Origin of the sequence: Algiphilus sp. (assembly GCF_965216485.1) — a bacterium.
GTDB lineage: Bacteria > Pseudomonadota > Gammaproteobacteria > Nevskiales > Nevskiaceae > Algiphilus.
Genome location: NZ_OZ244162.1, coordinates 1,234,772 through 1,251,340 on the forward strand (window position 1 = coordinate 1,234,772; position 16,569 = coordinate 1,251,340).

Below are 16,569 nucleotides of genomic sequence, written 5' to 3' on the forward strand. Positions count from 1 at the left end.
GGAGGGGTACTCAAGCGGTCAACGAGGGCAGACTGTAAATCTGCTGGCTTAGCCTTCGTAGGTTCGAATCCTACCCCCTCCACCATCTTTTCCCGGTCGCATGCACCAGTGTCCGGTGCGGCCAAGCGGCAGAATGGCTACTATTCGCGAATATGCGGGTGTAGCTCAATGGGCCGAAGCCATGCGCTTCGGCGGCTGGACCAGGACGGTCCAGCCCGGGTCACTTGATGAGGCAGGAGCCGAATCTAGTGACTGCGGCCAAGCGGCAGAATAGCTACTATTCGCGATTATGCGGGTGTAGCTCAATGGTAGAGCCCCAGCCTTCCAAGCTGGTTATGTGGGTTCGATTCCCATCACCCGCTCCATTGTGGAGTTGTTACAACTTGCCCACCTAGCTCAGTCGGGCTGAAGGCATGTCCTTCAGCGGCCGGGCCAGGACGGCACGGCCCGGGTCACTTGATGAGGCAGGAGCCGAGTCTAGTGACTGCGGTCACGATGCTGACACGCTACTATTAGCGACAAGACGCCCACCTAGCTCAGTCGGTAGAGCACACCCTTGGTAAGGGTGAGGTCGCCAGTTCGATTCTGGCGGTGGGCACCAAAATCAAAAGAGAGCGCCAAAGCCACAAGCTGCGGCGCTCTTTTCATTGGAACGCAATCGAACTGGCGACCATCAGTGACGCAGTTCGATTCTGGTGGGTGAGCGCCGACCGAGCTGCCAGTGGCAGCTCGCAGTGGCGCGAACGCCCGGCCGTAGGCCGGGCCGGAGGGCACCAAAATCAAAAGAGAGCGCCAAAGCCACAAGCTGCGAGGCTCTTTTCGTTGGAACGCAATCGAACTGGCGACCATCAGTGACGCAGTTCGATTCTGGTGGGTGAGCGCCGACCGAGCTGCCAGTGGCAGCTCGCAGTGGCGCGAACGCCCGGCCGTAGGCCGGGCCGGAGGGCACCAAAATCAAAAGAGAGCGCCAAAGCCACAAGCTGCGAGGCTCTTTTCGTTGGAACGCAATCGAACTGGCGACCATCAGTGACGCAGTTCGATTCTGGGGGGTGAGCGCCGACCGAGCTGCCAGTGGCAGCTCGCAGTGGCGCGAACGCCCGGGCCATGGAAGGCCCGGGCCGGGTCACTTGGCGAGGCAGGAGCCGAGCCTAGTGACTGCGGCGATCGCTGCACGAGAAGTGTTTTCGCAGGGCGCTTGTCTTGCGTAGTGCATTCAGCCGTGACCGACTTGCCAGTGGCAAGTCGCAGCACGGCGAACGCCCGGGCCATGGGTCGGGCGCGCAGTGCCCGACGGGCGCGCAGGGAAGTGCGCCCAGGACTTTGGGCGGAGCAGGAAGCACAGTCCAAAGTCCTGGGCCGGGTCACTTGGCGAGGCAGGAGCCGAGCCTAGTGACGGCGGCGATCGCTGCATGAGAAGAGATTGCGCGGAGCGTTGTGGTGGTGTCATGCGCTCACTTCATTGAGGCGCATCAAGCGGGCAACCTGATTCGAGACATCCGCAACAGCACGGATGCGCGAAGCCAGCCCGCGCTGGTTCGGTTCTAGCGGCTGCAAAAGAAGGAGCGAGGCGGAGACGGGCCAGGGGGTCACGAATCCTGGGTGCAGTGCCGGGATACATCCCGCGGCCGCTCACCTTCGTGCTTGCAGAGCACGCGTCCAGGCCTTTAATATCGCGCGCTTGCCAGTCCCGCCGGGGGGTATTGGGGCGCGATTGGCGGACATTTCGAATTTCACTGACACGCAATATAACTGGGTTGGAGTATGGCCAAGGCAAAATTTGAACGCACCAAGCCGCACGTGAATGTGGGGACGATTGGGCACGTTGACCACGGCAAGACGACGCTGACGGCGGCGTTGACGGTGTGTCAGGCCCGGTTGTATGGCGGTGAAGCGCAGGCGTTTGACATGATTGACAAGGCGCCGGAAGAGAAGGCGCGTGGCATCACGATTTCGACGGCGCACGTGGAGTATGAGTCGGCGGTGCGTCACTACGCGCACGTGGACTGCCCGGGTCACGCGGACTATGTGAAGAACATGATCACCGGTGCGGCGCAGATGGACGGCGCGATTCTGGTGGTGTCGGCGGCTGACGGCCCGATGCCGCAGACGCGTGAGCACATTCTGCTGGCCCGTCAGGTGGGCGTGCCGCACATTGTCGTGTTCCTGAACAAGGCCGACATGGTGGACGACGCCGAGCTGCTTGAGCTGGTTGAGATGGAAGTGCGTGATCTGCTGAGCCAGTACGACTTCCCGGGCGACGACACCCCGATCATTACCGGTTCGGCGCTGAAGGCGCTGGAAGGCGACGAAGGCGAGTTCGGTGCGCAGGCCATTGCCAAGCTGATCGAAGCGATGGACACCTTCATTCCGGAGCCGGAGCGTGCCATTGACGGCGCCTTCTTGATGCCGGTGGAAGACGTGTTCTCGATTTCGGGTCGCGGCACCGTAGCCACGGGTCGTGTGGAGCGTGGCGTGATCAAGACCGGCGAAGAAGTCGAGATCGTTGGCATTAAGAAGACCACCAAGACCACGGTGACCGGCGTTGAAATGTTCCGCAAGCTGCTGGACCAGGGCGAAGCGGGCGACAACGTGGGTGTGCTGCTGCGTGGTGTGAAGCGCGAAGACATCGAGCGTGGCCAGGTACTGGCCAAGCCGGGCAGCATTACGCCGCACACGCAGTTCGAATCCGAGGTGTACATCCTCAAGAAGGAAGAGGGCGGCCGTCACACGCCGTTCTTTGCGGGCTACCGTCCGCAGTTCTACTTCCGGACGACGGACGTGACGGGCAACGTCACGCTGCCGGACGGCACCGAGATGGTGATGCCGGGCGACAACGTCAACCTGAAGGTTGAGCTGATTGCGCCGATCGCCATGGAAGAAGGCCTGCGCTTCGCGATCCGCGAAGGCGGCCGCACCGTCGGCGCCGGCGTCGTCGCGAAGATTCTCGCCTGAGGGGCATCTTCGGGCTTTGCTTTTCCGCGGGGCGCGCGTAGAATGCGCGCCCCGTGTTTGTCGTGGTCGCGGTCGTAGGGTAACGAGCGCTGTTTCTAGGGTAGTAGCTCAATTGGTAGAGCAGCGGTCTCCAAAACCGCAGGTTGGGGGTTCGAGTCCCTCCTGCCCTGCCAGCTCGTTGTCTTTCATCGGAACCGCGTCGCCATCGTCAAAACCGACTTCTTACAAGCGCTGATCCATGAGCAATTCCAACCAAGCATCCGGCGGTAGCCTGGACACCCTCTGGATGCTGGCCGCGCTCGCGGCAGTCGTCGGCGGCGTCGCCGCCTTCTATCTGCTCGAGCCGCAATATAACGTCGCGATCCGAGCTGGCATCGTGGTGGCGTCGGTCGCGGTGGCTGCCGGGCTGTTCTATCAGACCGCCAATGGTCGTTCCGCCTGGGGCTACCTGGTGGGTGCGCGCATCGAGATGCGCAAGACGACTTTCCCTACGCGGCAGGAAAGCGTGCAGACCACGCTATTGATTGCGGTGGTTGTGCTCATCGTGTCGCTGTTCCTTTGGGGGTTGGATTCCTTCCTCCTGTGGGCCGTCAAATTGCTGACCGGGCGGGGTTGAGACCATGGCTATGAGGTGGTACGTCGTCCACGCCTATTCTCAGTACGAGAATCACGTCAAGCGTGCGCTTCTGGAGCGCATCCAGCGCGAGGGACTGCAGGATCGCTTCGGCGACATCCTGGTGCCTACCGAAGAAGTTGTGGAGATGCGCGATGGCGTCAAGCGCACCACGGAGCGCAAGTTCTTCCCAGGCTACGTGCTCGTTCAGATCGATATGGACGAAGAAGCCTGGCACCTGGTGAAGTCCACCCCCAAGGTTCTGGGCTTCATCGGCGGGACGCCGGATCGACCGGCCCCCATTTCCGAGAAGGAAGCCAACACCATCCTGAATCGCGTTGAGGAGTCGGTGGAGAAGCCGCGCCCGAAGACGATGTTCGAACCGGGCGAGACGGTGCGCGTCATCGATGGACCCTTCGCCGACTTCAACGGTGTGGTGGAGGAAGTCAACTACGAGAAGAGCCGGCTGCGTGTGGCCGTGCTCATCTTCGGTCGTTCCACACCGGTCGAGCTGGAGTTTTCCCAGGTCGAGAAGGGCTAGGCAATACGGGCGGCGTAGGCCGCCACCACCCGGCGCCCACTGCAGGCAGCGGCGGGCGTCGGCCGCGCGGAAGGCGCATAGCGGGACAAGCGGGCCCCAGCTCGGGGCTTGACATTCAGGGGAGCCGCAAGGCGTTCGCACCCAACTGAGGACACAACATGGCCAAGAAAGTACAGGGCTATATCAAGCTGCAGATTCCTGCAGGCAAAGCCAACCCCTCACCGCCCGTCGGTCCGGCGCTCGGTCAGCAGGGCGTGAACATCATGGAGTTCTGCAAGGCTTTCAACGCCTCGACGCAGAACATCGAGCCGGGCCTGCCGACGCCGGTCGTGATCACGGTCTATTCGGATCGTTCCTTCACCTTCGTGACCAAGACGCCGCCGGCCGGCGTGCTCATCAAGAAGGCTCTCAACCTGAAGTCGGGCAGCGGCACGCCCAATACCAAGAAGGTAGGCAAGATCACGCGCGAGCAGCTCGAGGAGATTGCCCGTACCAAGTGGCCCGACCTCAATGCAGCCGACATGGATGCGGCGGTTCGGACGATTGCTGGCTCCGCCCGTTCCATGGGCGTCGACGTCGAGGAGGCCTAAGTCATGGCGCATATCACGAAGCGTAAGAAGGCCTTCGCCGAGAAGGTCGACCCGGGCAAGCACTACACTCTGGACGAGGCCTTGAGCCTGCTGGCGGAACTCGCCACGGCCAAGTTCCGCGAGTCGGTCGACATCGCCATCAATCTGGGCGTCGACCCGCGTAAGTCGGACCAGAACGTGCGTGGTTCGACCGTGCTGCCGCATGGCTCTGGCAAGGACGTGCGCGTTGCCGTCTTTGCCCAGGGCGCCAAGGCCGAAGAGGCCCAGGCCGCCGGTGCGGATGCCGTCGGCATGGAAGACCTCGCCGAGAAGATGAAGGGCGGAGACCTGAACTATCAGGTCGTGATCGCCGAGCCTGCCGCCATGCGCGTGGTGGGTGCGCTGGGTCAGTTGCTGGGTCCGCGTGGCCTCATGCCGAACCCGAAGACTGGCACGGTGACCCCCGAGATCGGCACCGCGGTCAGCAATGCCAAGGCCGGTATGGCGAAGTTCCGTACCGACAAGGGCGGCGTCGTCCACTGCCCGGTTGGGGCGGCGGATTTTTCGGCCGACCAGCTGCGCGAGAACATCGCAGCGGTACTGCGAGATATCCGCAAGGCCAAGCCGGCCACGTCGAAGGGCACCTTTATCCGCAAGGTGACGCTGTCCACGACGATGGGTCCGGGCGTGCCGGTCGAGCTGTCCTCGCTGCCCGAGTAAATACAACCGCGCGCAGGGGCGGTCGCCCCTGCGCGCCATTCAATCTTGACTGTGTGGCGGAAGCCGCATCGTCCAAGACCGTAGGTGCCGACCGGGTCACACCGGGTGGATTAAATGTCGCAAGGCGGCCTACGCAGATGGTGAACACCCCGCAAGGGGTGCGCCGTACAGGCGGAACACGGGTCACACCGCGTTCCATGTTGTTGTGCCACCAGGAGCATTGACTATATGGCAATTAGGCTGCATCAGAAGAAGGCCCTGGTAGCGGAAGTCAACGAAGTCGCAAAGAAGGCGCATTCGGCAGTGGCCGCCGAGTACATCGGTCTCACTGCCGGTCAGCTGGACGACCTGCGTGCCAAGGCGCGTGAAGGAGATATCTATCTCCACGTCGTCAAGAACACGCTGGCCAAGCGCGCGGTCGAGGGCACGGAATTCGAGTGTCTGTCGCCGTCGCTGGTGGGTCCGATCATGCTCGGTTTCTCGCTCGAGGATCCGGGTTCGGTCGCCCGCGTCATCAAGGACTTCGCCAAGACGCATCCGAAGCTGGTCGTGAAGACCGTAGCTGTGGGCGGTACCGCCTACGGTCCTGCGGACCTGGATCGACTCGCCTCACTCCCGACACGGGAAGAGGCGCTTGCGATGCTGATGGGCACGATGAAGGCGCCCATCGGCAATTTCGTTCGACTGCTCAACGAGCCCACGGCCAAGTTCGTGCGCACGCTGTCCGCGGTCGGCGAGTCCAAGCAGGCTGCCTGATCCGTCCTGGCTTTCCGCTGCAAACCAACGTTTTATCGGCTTTTCCACACTTTCGACATTTTTTGAGGTACACCCATGGCACTGTCCAACGAAGAAATCATCGACGCCATCGCCGAAAAGTCCGTCATGGACATCGTCGAGCTCGTCAAGGCAATGGAAGAGAAGTTCGGCGTCACCGCCGCGGCGCCGGTTGCGGCCGCTGCCGCTGGTCCGGCCGCCGCTGGCGGCGACGCTGGCGCTGCCGAAGAGCAGACCGAATTCACCGTGGTGCTCGCCTCCTTCGGCGACAACAAGGTGGGCGTCATTAAGGCGGTCCGCGAAGTCACCGGTCTTGGCCTGAAGGAAGCCAAGGAGATGGTGGAAGGCGCGCCGAACGAGCTCAAGCAGGATATCCCGAAGGCGGAAGCCGAAGAGATCAAGAAGAAGCTCGAAGACGCCGGCGCCAAGGTCGAGATCAAGTAACTCGTACCCGGCTGGGACCGCCAGCGCAGTCGCGCTGGCGGTCATTCCGGATACGACGCACTTTGGGAACTGTATTGCCGAACATGGATTCCAATTCGTACAGGTCGCTTCACCGTGTCGCCGCGGAACGTCGCAGCGGTTGTGGGCTGACGGTTGGTGTCGTGTCTGGCCAGGCCTGCCATGACGGCGGGTCGTCCTCGCTCGCTTCCCAACGGGAAGAGGCGATTCTATTCAGGCTCTGCGCCCTTCCGGCGCGAGCACGTATTGCAGGTGACCGCACGCATTGATTGGTACGCAATGCAGCAGTCCGTTGTCTTGTCAGCCGGGTGTTCTGCGTCCGGCTGTTTTTGCCTGTCCGGTTTCCGAGTTTCGGGCGTGTTGCGCCGACTCAGCGCGCCAGGCCCGAGCCTCGTCGTTCACCGCCGCCTCGGCAGTGATTCGCCGTTCGTGATTACGCAGCAGCAGGTATAGCCCATGACCTACTCTTTTACCGAGAAAAAGCGTATCCGCAAGAACTTCCGCAAGCGCGAAGACACCTTGCCGATCCCCTTCCTGCTGGCCACGCAGATCGACTCCTATCGCGGGTTCCTGCAGGCCGAGCAAGCGCCCTCGAAGCGCCTTGACATGGGGCTGCACGCGGCCTTCAACTCGGTGTTCCCGATGCAGAGCTATTCCGGTGCTGCGGCGCTGGAATACCTTTCCTATCGTCTGGGCGAGCCGGTCTTCGATGAGAAGGAGTGCCGCATCCGCGGCCTCAACTACTCCGCCCCGCTGCGCGTGAAGTGCCGCCTTGTCATCTACGACAAGGAGTCGAAAGAAAAGCGCGTCAAGGAAGTGCGCGAGCAGGAGGTGTACATGGGCGAGTTGCCGCTCATGACCGAGAACGGCACCTTCATCATCAATGGCACCGAGCGTGTCATCGTGTCCCAGCTGCATCGCTCGCCAGGCGTGTTCTTCGATCACGACCGTGGCAAGACGCACAGCTCGGGCAAGCTGCTGTACACCGCGCGCGTCATTCCCTACCGCGGGTCCTGGCTCGACTTCGAATTCGACCCGAAGGACAACCTCTACGTCCGCATTGACCGTCGCCGCAAGCTGCCGGCGACCATCCTGCTGCGCGCGCTGGGCTACGACAACCAGTGGATGCTGGAAACCTTCCACGAACAGAACATCTATCACTTGACCCGCGAGGGCGCCGAGCTGGAACTGGTGCCGGAGCGACTGAAGGGTGAGACGGCCTCCTTCGACATCGCCGACAGTGAAGGCAACGTCATCGTCGAAACGGGCAAGCGCATCACCGCCCGTCACATTCGCCTGATCGGTCAGGCCGGCATCGACAAGCTGTTCGTGCCGGATGCCTATCTGCTGGGCAAGGTCATCGCCCGCGACATCGTCTCCGACGACGGTGAGATCGTGGCGGCGGCCAATACCGAGATCACCGAAGAGACCCTGGCGGTCCTGCGCGAAGCCGGCATCGAGACGCTGCACACGCTCTATGTCAACGATTTCGACAAGGGTCCGTACATCTCGACGACGCTGAACATCGACGCCACCCGCACCCGTCTGGAGGCTCTGGTCGAGATCTATCGCATGATGCGTCCCGGCGAGCCGCCCACCAAGGACGCGGCCGAGGCACTGTTCCACAATCTGTTCTTCACCTACGAGCGCTACGACCTGTCCGCCGTCGGGCGCATGAAGTTCAACCGCCGCCTGCGCCGTGACGCGGTGGACGGCCCGGCCGTGCTCTATGACGGCCGCTACTTCTCCAGCCTCGATCTGGACAAGGACGAGGAAGCCGCCAAGCTGTTCAACGAATTCGGCGAAGACCATTCGGACATCGTCGATGTCATGAAGGAAATCGTCGCCATTCGCAATGGCGAAGGCGTCACCGACGACATCGACCACCTCGGCAACCGCCGCATTCGTTCGGTGGGCGAGATGGCGGAGAACGTCTTCCGTACCGGTCTGGTGCGCGTCGAGCGTGCCGTGCGCGAGCGCCTGGCGCTGGCCGAGGCCGAGAACCTGACGCCGCAGGATCTGATCAACGCCAAGCCGGTGTCGGCGGCGGTCAAGGAGTTCTTCGGCTCCTCGCAGCTTTCGCAGTTCATGGATCAGAACAACCCGCTCTCCGAGGTCACGCACAAGCGCCGTGTGTCGGCACTGGGCCCGGGCGGCCTGACCCGCGAGCGTGCCGGCTTCGAAGTGCGCGACGTGCACCCGACGCACTACGGCCGCATCTGCCCCATCGAGACGCCGGAAGGCCCAAACATCGGCCTGATCAACTCGCTGGCGGTCTATGCGCGCACCAACGAATACGGCTTTCTCGAAACGCCGTACCGCAAGGTGGTCGATAGCCGTGTCACCGACGAGATCGAGTATCTCTCCGCCATTGAAGAGGGCCGCTACACCATCGCCCAGGCGAACTCGGTGCTCGATGCCGAAGGCCGTTTCGTCAACGACCTGATCTCGGTGCGTACGCGCAACGAGTTCTCGATGCTGCCGCCGAGCGAGGTCCAGTACATGGACATCTCGCCGCGTCAGATCGTGTCCGTGGCCGCGGCGCTGGTGCCCTTCCTGGAGCACGATGACGCCAACCGCGCGCTCATGGGCGCCAACATGCAGCGTCAGGCCGTGCCGACGCTGAAGGCGGACAAGCCGCTGGTCGGCACCGGGATCGAGAAGCGCGTGGCCGTGGACTCCGGCAACGCCATCCAGGCCCGCCGCGGTGGTCGCGTCGACAAGGTGGACGCTGCGCGCGTGGTCATCCGCGTCAACGACGACGAAGCCGTCGCCGGTGAAGCGGGTGTCGACATCTACAACCTGGTCAAGTACACGCGTTCCAACCAGAACACCTGCATGAACCAGAAGCCGATCGTGAAGCCGGGCGACATCGTCGCCCGCGGCGACGTGATCGCGGACGGCCCGAGCACCGACATCGGTGAACTGGCGCTGGGCCAGAACATGCTGGTCGCCTTCATGCCGTGGAACGGCTACAACTTCGAGGACTCCATCCTGGTGTCCGAGCGCGTGGTCGCGGAAGACCGCTTCACCACTGTGCATATCGAAGAGCTCAACTGCGTCGCGCGCGAAACCAAGCTCGGCTCGGAAGAAATCTCGGCGGACATCCCGAACGTCAACGAGGCGGCGCTGCGCAAACTTGACGAATCCGGCATCGTCTACATCGGTGCCGAGGTCAAGGCGGGCGATATCCTGGTCGGCAAGGTCACGCCCAAGGGCGAGACGCAGCTGACGCCGGAAGAGAAGCTGCTGCGCGCGATCTTCGGCGAGAAGGCTTCCGACGTGAAGGACACCTCGCTGCGCGTGCCGGCCGGCATGGACGGCACCGTCATCGACGTGCGCGTCTTCACCCGCGAGGGCGTGGAGAAGGACAAGCGCGCCAAGGACATCGAGGAAGCCGAGAAGGAACAGGTCCGCAAGGACCTCAACGACGAGCTGCGCATCTTCGAAGACGACATCTTCGAGCGCCTCGGCCGCGTGCTGGTCGGCCAGGTCGCCGACGGCGGCCCGAACAAGCTCAAGAAGGGCGCCGAGGTCACACGCGAGTACCTGGATTCGGTGGAGCGCGAGCGCTGGTTCGAAATCCGCCTGCGTGACGAAGACGCGCAGACCTCGCTGGAAACCGCGGCGCGTCAGCTCAAGGACATGAAGGCCGAGTTCGACAAGCGCTTCGAGTCGAAGAAGACCAAGATCGAGCAGGGCGACGAGCTGGCTCCCGGTGTGCTCAAGACCGTCAAGGTCTACATGGCGGTGAAGCGTCGCATCCAGCCCGGTGACAAGATGGCTGGTCGCCACGGCAACAAGGGTGTGATTTCCCAGATCGTGCCGATCGAAGACATGCCGCACATGGAAGACGGCACGCCGGTGGACGTCGTGCTCAACCCGCTGGGCGTGCCGTCGCGCATGAATATCGGTCAGCTGCTGGAAACCCACCTGGGCTGGGCCGCGCGCGGCCTCGGCAAGCAGATCCAGGAGATGCTGGAGCAGCAGAAGGCCATTGCCGAGCTGCGCAGCTTCCTCGACGAGATCTACAACAAGTCCAGCGACGGTATCGACAAGATCGACCTCGAAAGCTTCACCGACGAGGAGATCATCAACCTCGCGAAGAATCTGCGTGGTGGTGTGCCCACCGCCACGCCAGTGTTCGACGGTGCCTCCGAGGCCGAGATCAAGCGTTTGCTGAAGCTGGCCGGTCTGCCCGAGAGCGGGCAGGCGCATCTGACCGACGGCCGCAGTGGTGAGCCGCTGGCGCGTCCGGTGACGGTGGGCTACATGTATATGCTCAAGCTCAACCACCTCATCGACGACAAGATGCACGCGCGTTCCACCGGCCCGTACTCGCTGGTCACCCAGCAGCCACTGGGCGGCAAGGCGCAGTTCGGTGGTCAGCGCTTCGGCGAGATGGAGGTCTGGGCGCTGGAAGCCTACGGCGCCGCCTACACGCTGCAGGAGATGCTCACCGTCAAGTCCGACGACACGATCGGACGCACCAAGATGTACAAGGCCATCGTCGACGGCGACCACCGCATGGTCGCCGGCATGCCCGAGTCCTTCAACGTGCTCGTCAAGGAGATCCGTTCCATCGGTCTCAACATCGAGCTCGTGCAGAGCGACTAGGTCCCGGGTACGCCATTAACGGAGATACGCAATGAAAGACTTGCTCAACCTGCTGCGCAACAACGACGAAGTCGACGATTTCGACGCCATCAAGATCTCCCTGGCTTCGCCGGAGCAGATCCGTTCCTGGTCCTTCGGCGAGGTCAAGAAGCCGGAGACCATCAACTACCGCACCTTCAAGCCGGAACGCGACGGCCTGTTCTGCGCCAAGCTCTTCGGCCCGGTGAAGGATTACGAGTGTCTGTGCGGCAAGTACAAGCGTCTCAAGCACCGCGGTGTGGTCTGCGAGAAGTGCGGCGTGGAGGTCACGGTAGCCAAGGTGCGCCGCGAGCGCATGGCGCACATCGATCTCGCCGCGCCGGTCGCCCACATCTGGTTCCTGAAGTCGCTGCCGTCACGCATCGGCCTGCTCATGGACATGCCGCTGCGCGCCATCGAGCGCATCCTGTACTTCGAAGCGCACGTCGTGGTCGACCCTGGTCTGACGCCGCTTGAAAAGTACACCCTGCTGACCGAGGACGAGTATCTCGACGCGGTCGAGCAGTACGGCGACGAGTTCGATGCACGCATGGGCGCCGAGGCGGTGCTTGATCTGCTCAAGCAGATCGACCTGCCCAAGGAAGCCATGCGCATGCGCGAGGAGATCGGCGCCACCAACTCGGAAACCAAGATCAAGAAGCTCGGCAAGCGGCTCAAGCTGATCGAGTCCTTCCTGGCTTCCGGCAACAAGCCGGAGTGGATGATCCTGCAGGTGCTGCCGGTGCTGCCGCCGGATCTGCGTCCGCTGGTGCCGCTGGATGGCGGCCGCTTCGCGACATCGGACCTCAACGATCTGTATCGCCGCGTCATCAACCGCAACAACCGCCTGCGTCGTCTGCTCGAGCTGTATGCGCCGGACATCATCGTGCGCAACGAAAAGCGCATGCTGCAGGAGTCGGTGGACGCACTGCTCGACAACGGCCGTCGCGGTCGTGCCATCACCGGCACCAACAAGCGTCCGCTGAAGTCGCTGTCCGACATGATCAAGGGCAAGCAGGGCCGCTTCCGCCAGAACCTGCTCGGCAAGCGCGTCGACTACTCCGGCCGTTCGGTCATCGTGGTTGGCCCGACGCTTCGCCTGCACCAGTGCGGTCTGCCCAAGAAGATGGCACTGGAGCTGTTCAAGCCCTTCGTCTTCTCGCAGCTGCAGCGCCAGGGCCACGCCACCACCATCAAGATGGCAAAGAAGATGGTGGAGCGCGAGGAAGGCGTGGTCTGGGACATCCTTGAGGATTGCATCAAGGAGCACCCGGTGTTGCTCAACCGCGCGCCCACGTTGCACCGCCTCGGCATTCAGGCCTTCGAGCCGGTATTGATCGAAGGCAAGGCCATCCAGCTGCATCCGCTGGTCTGCACCGCCTTCAACGCCGACTTCGACGGCGACCAGATGGCCGTGCACGTGCCGCTGTCGCTGGAAGCACAGCTTGAAGCGCGCGTGTTGATGATGTCGTCGAACAACATCCTGTCGCCGGCCAATGGTGATCCCATCATCGTGCCCAGCCAGGACGTCGTCCTTGGTCTGTACTGGGTGACGCGCGAGCGCATTGGCGCCAAGGGTGACGGCATGGTGCTGGCCGACGTGGCCGAGGTGCACCGCGCGCACAGCGGCGGCGTCCTCGACCTGCAGGCACGCATCAAGGTGCGCATCGACGACTTCATCGAGCACGAAGACGGTTCCATCGAGCCGGTGCGGCACATCGTCGATACCACGGCCGGTCGCGCACTGCTGTCGGAAATTCTGCCCAAGAACGTGCCTTTCTCGGTCATCAACAAGACCTTGACCAAGAAGGAAGTGGGCAAGGTCATCGACTTCGTCTACCGCCGCTGTGGCACCAAGGACACCGTCGTCTTCGCCGACCAGTTGATGTACATGGGCTTCTCCCAGTCAACGCAGTCGGGGATCTCCTTCTGCATCGACGACATGATCATCCCGGACGAGAAATACGAGTACCTCTCGGACGCGGAAGACAAGGTCAAGGAGATCAACGAGGAATACACCCAGGGTCTGACCACTGCCGGCGAGCGCTACAACCGCGTCGTGGACGTCTGGTCGCGTGCCAACGACAGCATCGCCAAGGCGATGATGAAGCGTATCGGCACCGAGACCGTCACGGACACCGACGGCAGCGCCGTCGAGCAACCGAGCTTCAACTCGGTGTTCATGATGGCCGACTCCGGCGCGCGTGGTTCGCAGGCGCAGATTCGTCAGCTGGCCGGTATGCGTGGACTGATGGCCAAGCCGGACGGCTCCATCATTGAGACGCCAATTACCGCCAACTTCCGCGAAGGTCTGAACGTACTGCAGTACTTCATCTCGACGCACGGTGCACGTAAGGGTCTGGCCGATACGGCCTTGAAGACGGCCAACTCGGGTTACCTGACGCGCCGTCTGGTCGATGTGTCGCAGGACGTGGTGGTCACCGCCGACGACTGCGGCACCGAGAACGGCCTGTTGATGACGCCTATCGTCGAAGGCGGCGATGTGCTCGAGGCACTTCGCGACCGCGTCCTCGGCCGCGTCCTTCTGCAGGACGTGCACATCCCCGGCACCGACGACGTGCTCATCAGCGAGGGCACGATGCTGGACGAGAAGCTGTGCGACCTGCTGGAAGCCCACTCGGTGGACGAGGTCTGGGTGCGCAGTCCGATCACCTGCGAGCAGAGCTTCGGCATCTGCGGTCAGTGCTACGGCCGTGACCTGGCGCGTGGCCACCGCGTCAACATCGGCGAATCGGTCGGCGTCATCGCCGCCCAGTCCATCGGCGAGCCGGGTACCCAGCTCACCATGCGTACCTTCCACGTCGGTGGTGCGGCGTCGCGGTCGGTGGCCGCCGACGGTGCGGATACCCGTGCCGGCGGCAGCGTCAAGCTGCATAACGTCAAGACCGTCAAGAACCAGGAAGGCAATCTGGTGGCGGTATCGCGCTCCGGCGAGATCGGCATCATCGCCAGCGATGGTCGCGAGCGCGAGCGCTACAAGATTCCGTATGGCGCCGTGATCCAGGTACAGGACGGCGACAAGGTCGAGCCGGGCAACCGTCTTGCCAAGTGGGATCCGCACACGCACCCCATCGTCACCGAGCTGGCCGGCCGCATCCGCTTCCAGGACTTCGAGGAAGGCTCCACCGTCAACCGCGAGGAAGACCCGATTACCGGCGTGTCCACGCTGGTGGTGTCGGACACGCAGTCGCGCAGCTCGCGCGAGCAGCGTCCGACGGTGGTCCTGCTCGACGATAACGGCGAAGCCTTGACCTTCCCCGAGACGGATATTCCGGTTGCCTATGCGCTGCCGGCGCGTGCCGTCGTCACGGTGGAGGACGGTCAGCAGGTGCAGATCGGCGACATCATTGCCCGCATTCCGCAGGAGGCCTCGAAGTCGCGTGACATCACCGGTGGTCTGCCGCGTGTGGCCGACCTCTTCGAGGCGCGCAAGCCGAAGGATCCGGCCGTGCTGGCCGAGGCCACCGGTACGGTGCGCTTCGGTACCGCCACCAAGGGCAAGCAGCGCCTCAAGATCGTGCAGAACGACGGTGAAGAGGTGGAACTGCTGATTCCGAAGTGGCAGCAGATCTCGGTGTTTGAGGGTGAGCACGTCGAGCGCGGTGAGCAGATCACCGACGGCGAGCCGAGTCAGCACGACATCCTGCGGCTGCGCGGGGTGGTGGCGCTGGCCAATCACGTCGTCAAGGAGATCCAGGACGTCTACCGTCTGCAGGGCGTGGGCATCAACGACAAGCACATCGAGACGATCGTGCGCCAGATGCTGCGCAAGGTGGAGATCACCGACTCGGGCGATTCGCAGTTCCTGCACGGCGAACAGGTCGAACTGTTCGCGGTCGAGCAGGCCAACCGCAAGCTGAAGGCGGACGGTCGCCGTCCGGCCAAGTACGAGCGCCTGATCCTCGGCATCACCAAGGCCAGCCTGTCCACCGAGTCCTTCATCTCGGCGGCGAGCTTCCAGGAGACCACGCGCGTCCTCACCGAGGCTGCGGTGCGCGGTTCCCGCGACGATCTGCGCGGCCTCAAGGAGAACGTCATCGTCGGTCGTCTGATTCCGGCCGGAACCGGGCTGTCCTTCCACGAACAGCGCCGCAAGGCCCGTGGCGGCAGCTTCCTGGCCGATCTGCAGATGCCCGCTGCCGGTGCAGCGGACTTCTCCGAAGGCGGCGTCAGCGCCGCTGCAGCGGCTGAGAGCGCCAGCGCGGAACGCGACGACGAAGAAGGCGGCCAGGACGACGAAAGCTAAGCCGGGTTACCCGCCGCGCAGGGCGCCGCGCGGCGGGTTTCACGGTTGACAGTCAGGCTGCAGACCACTATATTGCGCGCCCTTCCTGACGGGCCGGCCTTGAAGCAATCGCCGGCCCGTCATCTCTTTCATAAGTCGGAAGTCACCATCGTGCCAACGATCAATCAGTTAGTGCGCAAGGGCCGTTCAACCCGCGCGCCCCAGTCCAAGGTGCCCGCGCTGGGCAAGAGCCCGCAGCGTCGCGGCGTGTGTACCCGTGTGTATACCACCACCCCGAAGAAGCCGAACTCGGCCATGCGGAAGGTGTGCAAGGTGCGCCTGACCAATGGTTACGAGGTGATTTCCTACATCGGCGGCGAAGGCCACAACCTGCAGGAGCACTCCGTGGTGCTCATCCGTGGCGGGCGTGTGAAGGACCTTCCGGGTGTGCGTTATCACACCGTGCGCGGCGCCCTTGATTGCGCCGGCATCGACAAGCGCCGCCAGGGCCGTTCCAAGTACGGCGCCAAGCGCCCCAAGTCCAGCTAAGAGCAGCTAGGAGTTCGTCATGCGCCGCCGTCGTGCAGAAGCCCGCAAGGTCCTCCCGGACCCCAAATTCCATTCCGAACTGCTCGCCAAGTTCATCAACATGTTGATGTTCTCGGGCAAGCGCTCCGTGGCCGAGAAGATCGTCTACGGTGCCCTCGACATCGTCCAGGCCAAGCAGGGCATTGATGACCCGCTGCCGGTGGTCGAGCAGGCGCTCGAGAACGTGCGCCCGACCGTCGAGGTCAAGTCGCGCCGCGTCGGTGGTGCGACCTATCAGGTGCCGGTCGAAGTCCGCACCGTGCGTCGCAACACCCTGGCCATGCGCTGGATCATCGACGCTACCCGCAAGCGCGGCGAGCAGGGCATGGCCCAGCGCCTCGCCGGTGAGCTCATGGACGCGGCCGAAAGCCGCGGCGCCGCCGTCAAGAAACGCGAAGACACGCACCGCATGGCGGAGGCCAACAAGGCCTTCTCGCACTTCCGCTGGTAGCGCGTTGTCCGAACTGTC

At 63.3% G+C, this 16,569-nt stretch carries 11 protein-coding genes and 4 tRNA genes; all 15 read left to right on the forward strand.

Translation table 11 applies throughout. From position 1 onward, the window contains the following. The 15 genes from ACOOFO_RS05675 (at position 1) to rpsG (ending at position 16,551) form a co-directional block, all read left to right on the forward strand. A tRNA-Tyr gene (locus ACOOFO_RS05675) sits at positions 1-85 on the forward strand. A gap of 206 nt (positions 86-291) precedes the next feature. Further along, positions 292-365: transfer RNA gene (locus tag ACOOFO_RS05680), tRNA-Gly, on the forward strand. 160 nt (positions 366-525) lie between these two features. After that, positions 526-601: transfer RNA gene (locus ACOOFO_RS05685), tRNA-Thr, on the forward strand. Positions 602-1,761: 1,160 nt separating this feature from the next. Then, entirely contained in the window at positions 1,762-2,952 is a 1,191-nt protein-coding gene (gene tuf / locus ACOOFO_RS05690; RefSeq protein ID WP_420428843.1) for an elongation factor Tu, read from the forward strand. Positions 2,953-3,049: 97 nt separating this feature from the next. Then, a tRNA-Trp gene (locus ACOOFO_RS05695) sits at positions 3,050-3,125 on the forward strand. 65 nt (positions 3,126-3,190) lie between these two features. Continuing rightward, positions 3,191-3,568, forward strand: a complete 378-nt coding sequence (gene secE, locus ACOOFO_RS05700) for a preprotein translocase subunit SecE (RefSeq protein WP_420428845.1) — start codon at positions 3,191-3,193, stop codon at positions 3,566-3,568. 4 nt (positions 3,569-3,572) lie between these two features. Next, positions 3,573-4,106, forward strand: coding sequence for a transcription termination/antitermination protein NusG (gene nusG, locus ACOOFO_RS05705; RefSeq protein WP_223057745.1), 534 nt, complete (start codon positions 3,573-3,575; stop codon positions 4,104-4,106). 158 nt (positions 4,107-4,264) lie between these two features. Beyond that, complete coding sequence (gene rplK, locus ACOOFO_RS05710) at positions 4,265-4,696, forward strand: 50S ribosomal protein L11 (protein ID WP_420428847.1); 432 nt, start codon at positions 4,265-4,267, stop codon at positions 4,694-4,696. 3 nt (positions 4,697-4,699) lie between these two features. Then, positions 4,700-5,395: a 50S ribosomal protein L1 gene (gene rplA, locus ACOOFO_RS05715; protein WP_420428849.1), complete on the forward strand. Its 696-nt coding sequence runs from the start codon at positions 4,700-4,702 to the stop codon at positions 5,393-5,395. Positions 5,396-5,623: 228 nt separating this feature from the next. Then, positions 5,624-6,151: a 50S ribosomal protein L10 gene (gene rplJ / locus ACOOFO_RS05720; RefSeq protein ID WP_223057748.1), complete on the forward strand. Its 528-nt coding sequence runs from the start codon at positions 5,624-5,626 to the stop codon at positions 6,149-6,151. Between the two features lie 75 nt (positions 6,152-6,226). Beyond that, the gene (rplL, locus tag ACOOFO_RS05725) at positions 6,227-6,613 is read left to right on the forward strand and encodes a 50S ribosomal protein L7/L12 (protein ID WP_420428851.1); all 387 of its coding nucleotides are present in this window, start codon (positions 6,227-6,229) and stop codon (positions 6,611-6,613) included. 474 nt (positions 6,614-7,087) lie between these two features. Continuing rightward, positions 7,088-11,248, forward strand: coding sequence for a DNA-directed RNA polymerase subunit beta (gene rpoB / locus ACOOFO_RS05730; protein WP_420428853.1), 4,161 nt, complete (start codon positions 7,088-7,090; stop codon positions 11,246-11,248). Positions 11,249-11,279: 31 nt separating this feature from the next. Next, positions 11,280-15,533 (forward strand): DNA-directed RNA polymerase subunit beta', encoded by a 4,254-nt coding sequence (gene rpoC / locus ACOOFO_RS05735; RefSeq protein ID WP_420428855.1) that lies wholly within the window; start codon positions 11,280-11,282, stop codon positions 15,531-15,533. Between the two features lie 150 nt (positions 15,534-15,683). Beyond that, on the forward strand, positions 15,684-16,061 hold the full coding sequence (gene rpsL, locus ACOOFO_RS05740; RefSeq protein ID WP_223057754.1) for a 30S ribosomal protein S12: 378 nt from the start codon (positions 15,684-15,686) through the stop codon (positions 16,059-16,061). 19 nt (positions 16,062-16,080) lie between these two features. Continuing rightward, on the forward strand, positions 16,081-16,551 hold the full coding sequence (gene rpsG / locus ACOOFO_RS05745; RefSeq protein ID WP_420428857.1) for a 30S ribosomal protein S7: 471 nt from the start codon (positions 16,081-16,083) through the stop codon (positions 16,549-16,551). Positions 16,552-16,569 lie beyond the last annotated feature (18 nt).

Bases quoted from the DNA above. Each gene is read 5' to 3' on its own strand.
- rplA (WP_420428849.1), top strand. From the start codon at position 4,700: ATGGCGCATATCACGAAGCGTAAGAAGGCCTTCGCCGAGAAGGTCGAC.
- rpoB (WP_420428853.1), top strand. From the start codon at position 7,088: ATGACCTACTCTTTTACCGAGAAAAAGCGTATCCGCAAGAACTTCCGC.
- rplL (WP_420428851.1), top strand. From the start codon at position 6,227: ATGGCACTGTCCAACGAAGAAATCATCGACGCCATCGCCGAAAAGTCC.
- rplK (WP_420428847.1), top strand. From the start codon at position 4,265: ATGGCCAAGAAAGTACAGGGCTATATCAAGCTGCAGATTCCTGCAGGC.
- secE (WP_420428845.1), top strand. From the start codon at position 3,191: ATGAGCAATTCCAACCAAGCATCCGGCGGTAGCCTGGACACCCTCTGG.
- nusG (WP_223057745.1), top strand. From the start codon at position 3,573: ATGGCTATGAGGTGGTACGTCGTCCACGCCTATTCTCAGTACGAGAAT.
- rplJ (WP_223057748.1), top strand. From the start codon at position 5,624: ATGGCAATTAGGCTGCATCAGAAGAAGGCCCTGGTAGCGGAAGTCAAC.
- tuf (WP_420428843.1), top strand. From the start codon at position 1,762: ATGGCCAAGGCAAAATTTGAACGCACCAAGCCGCACGTGAATGTGGGG.
- rpsG (WP_420428857.1), top strand. From the start codon at position 16,081: ATGCGCCGCCGTCGTGCAGAAGCCCGCAAGGTCCTCCCGGACCCCAAA.
- rpoC (WP_420428855.1), top strand. From the start codon at position 11,280: ATGAAAGACTTGCTCAACCTGCTGCGCAACAACGACGAAGTCGACGAT.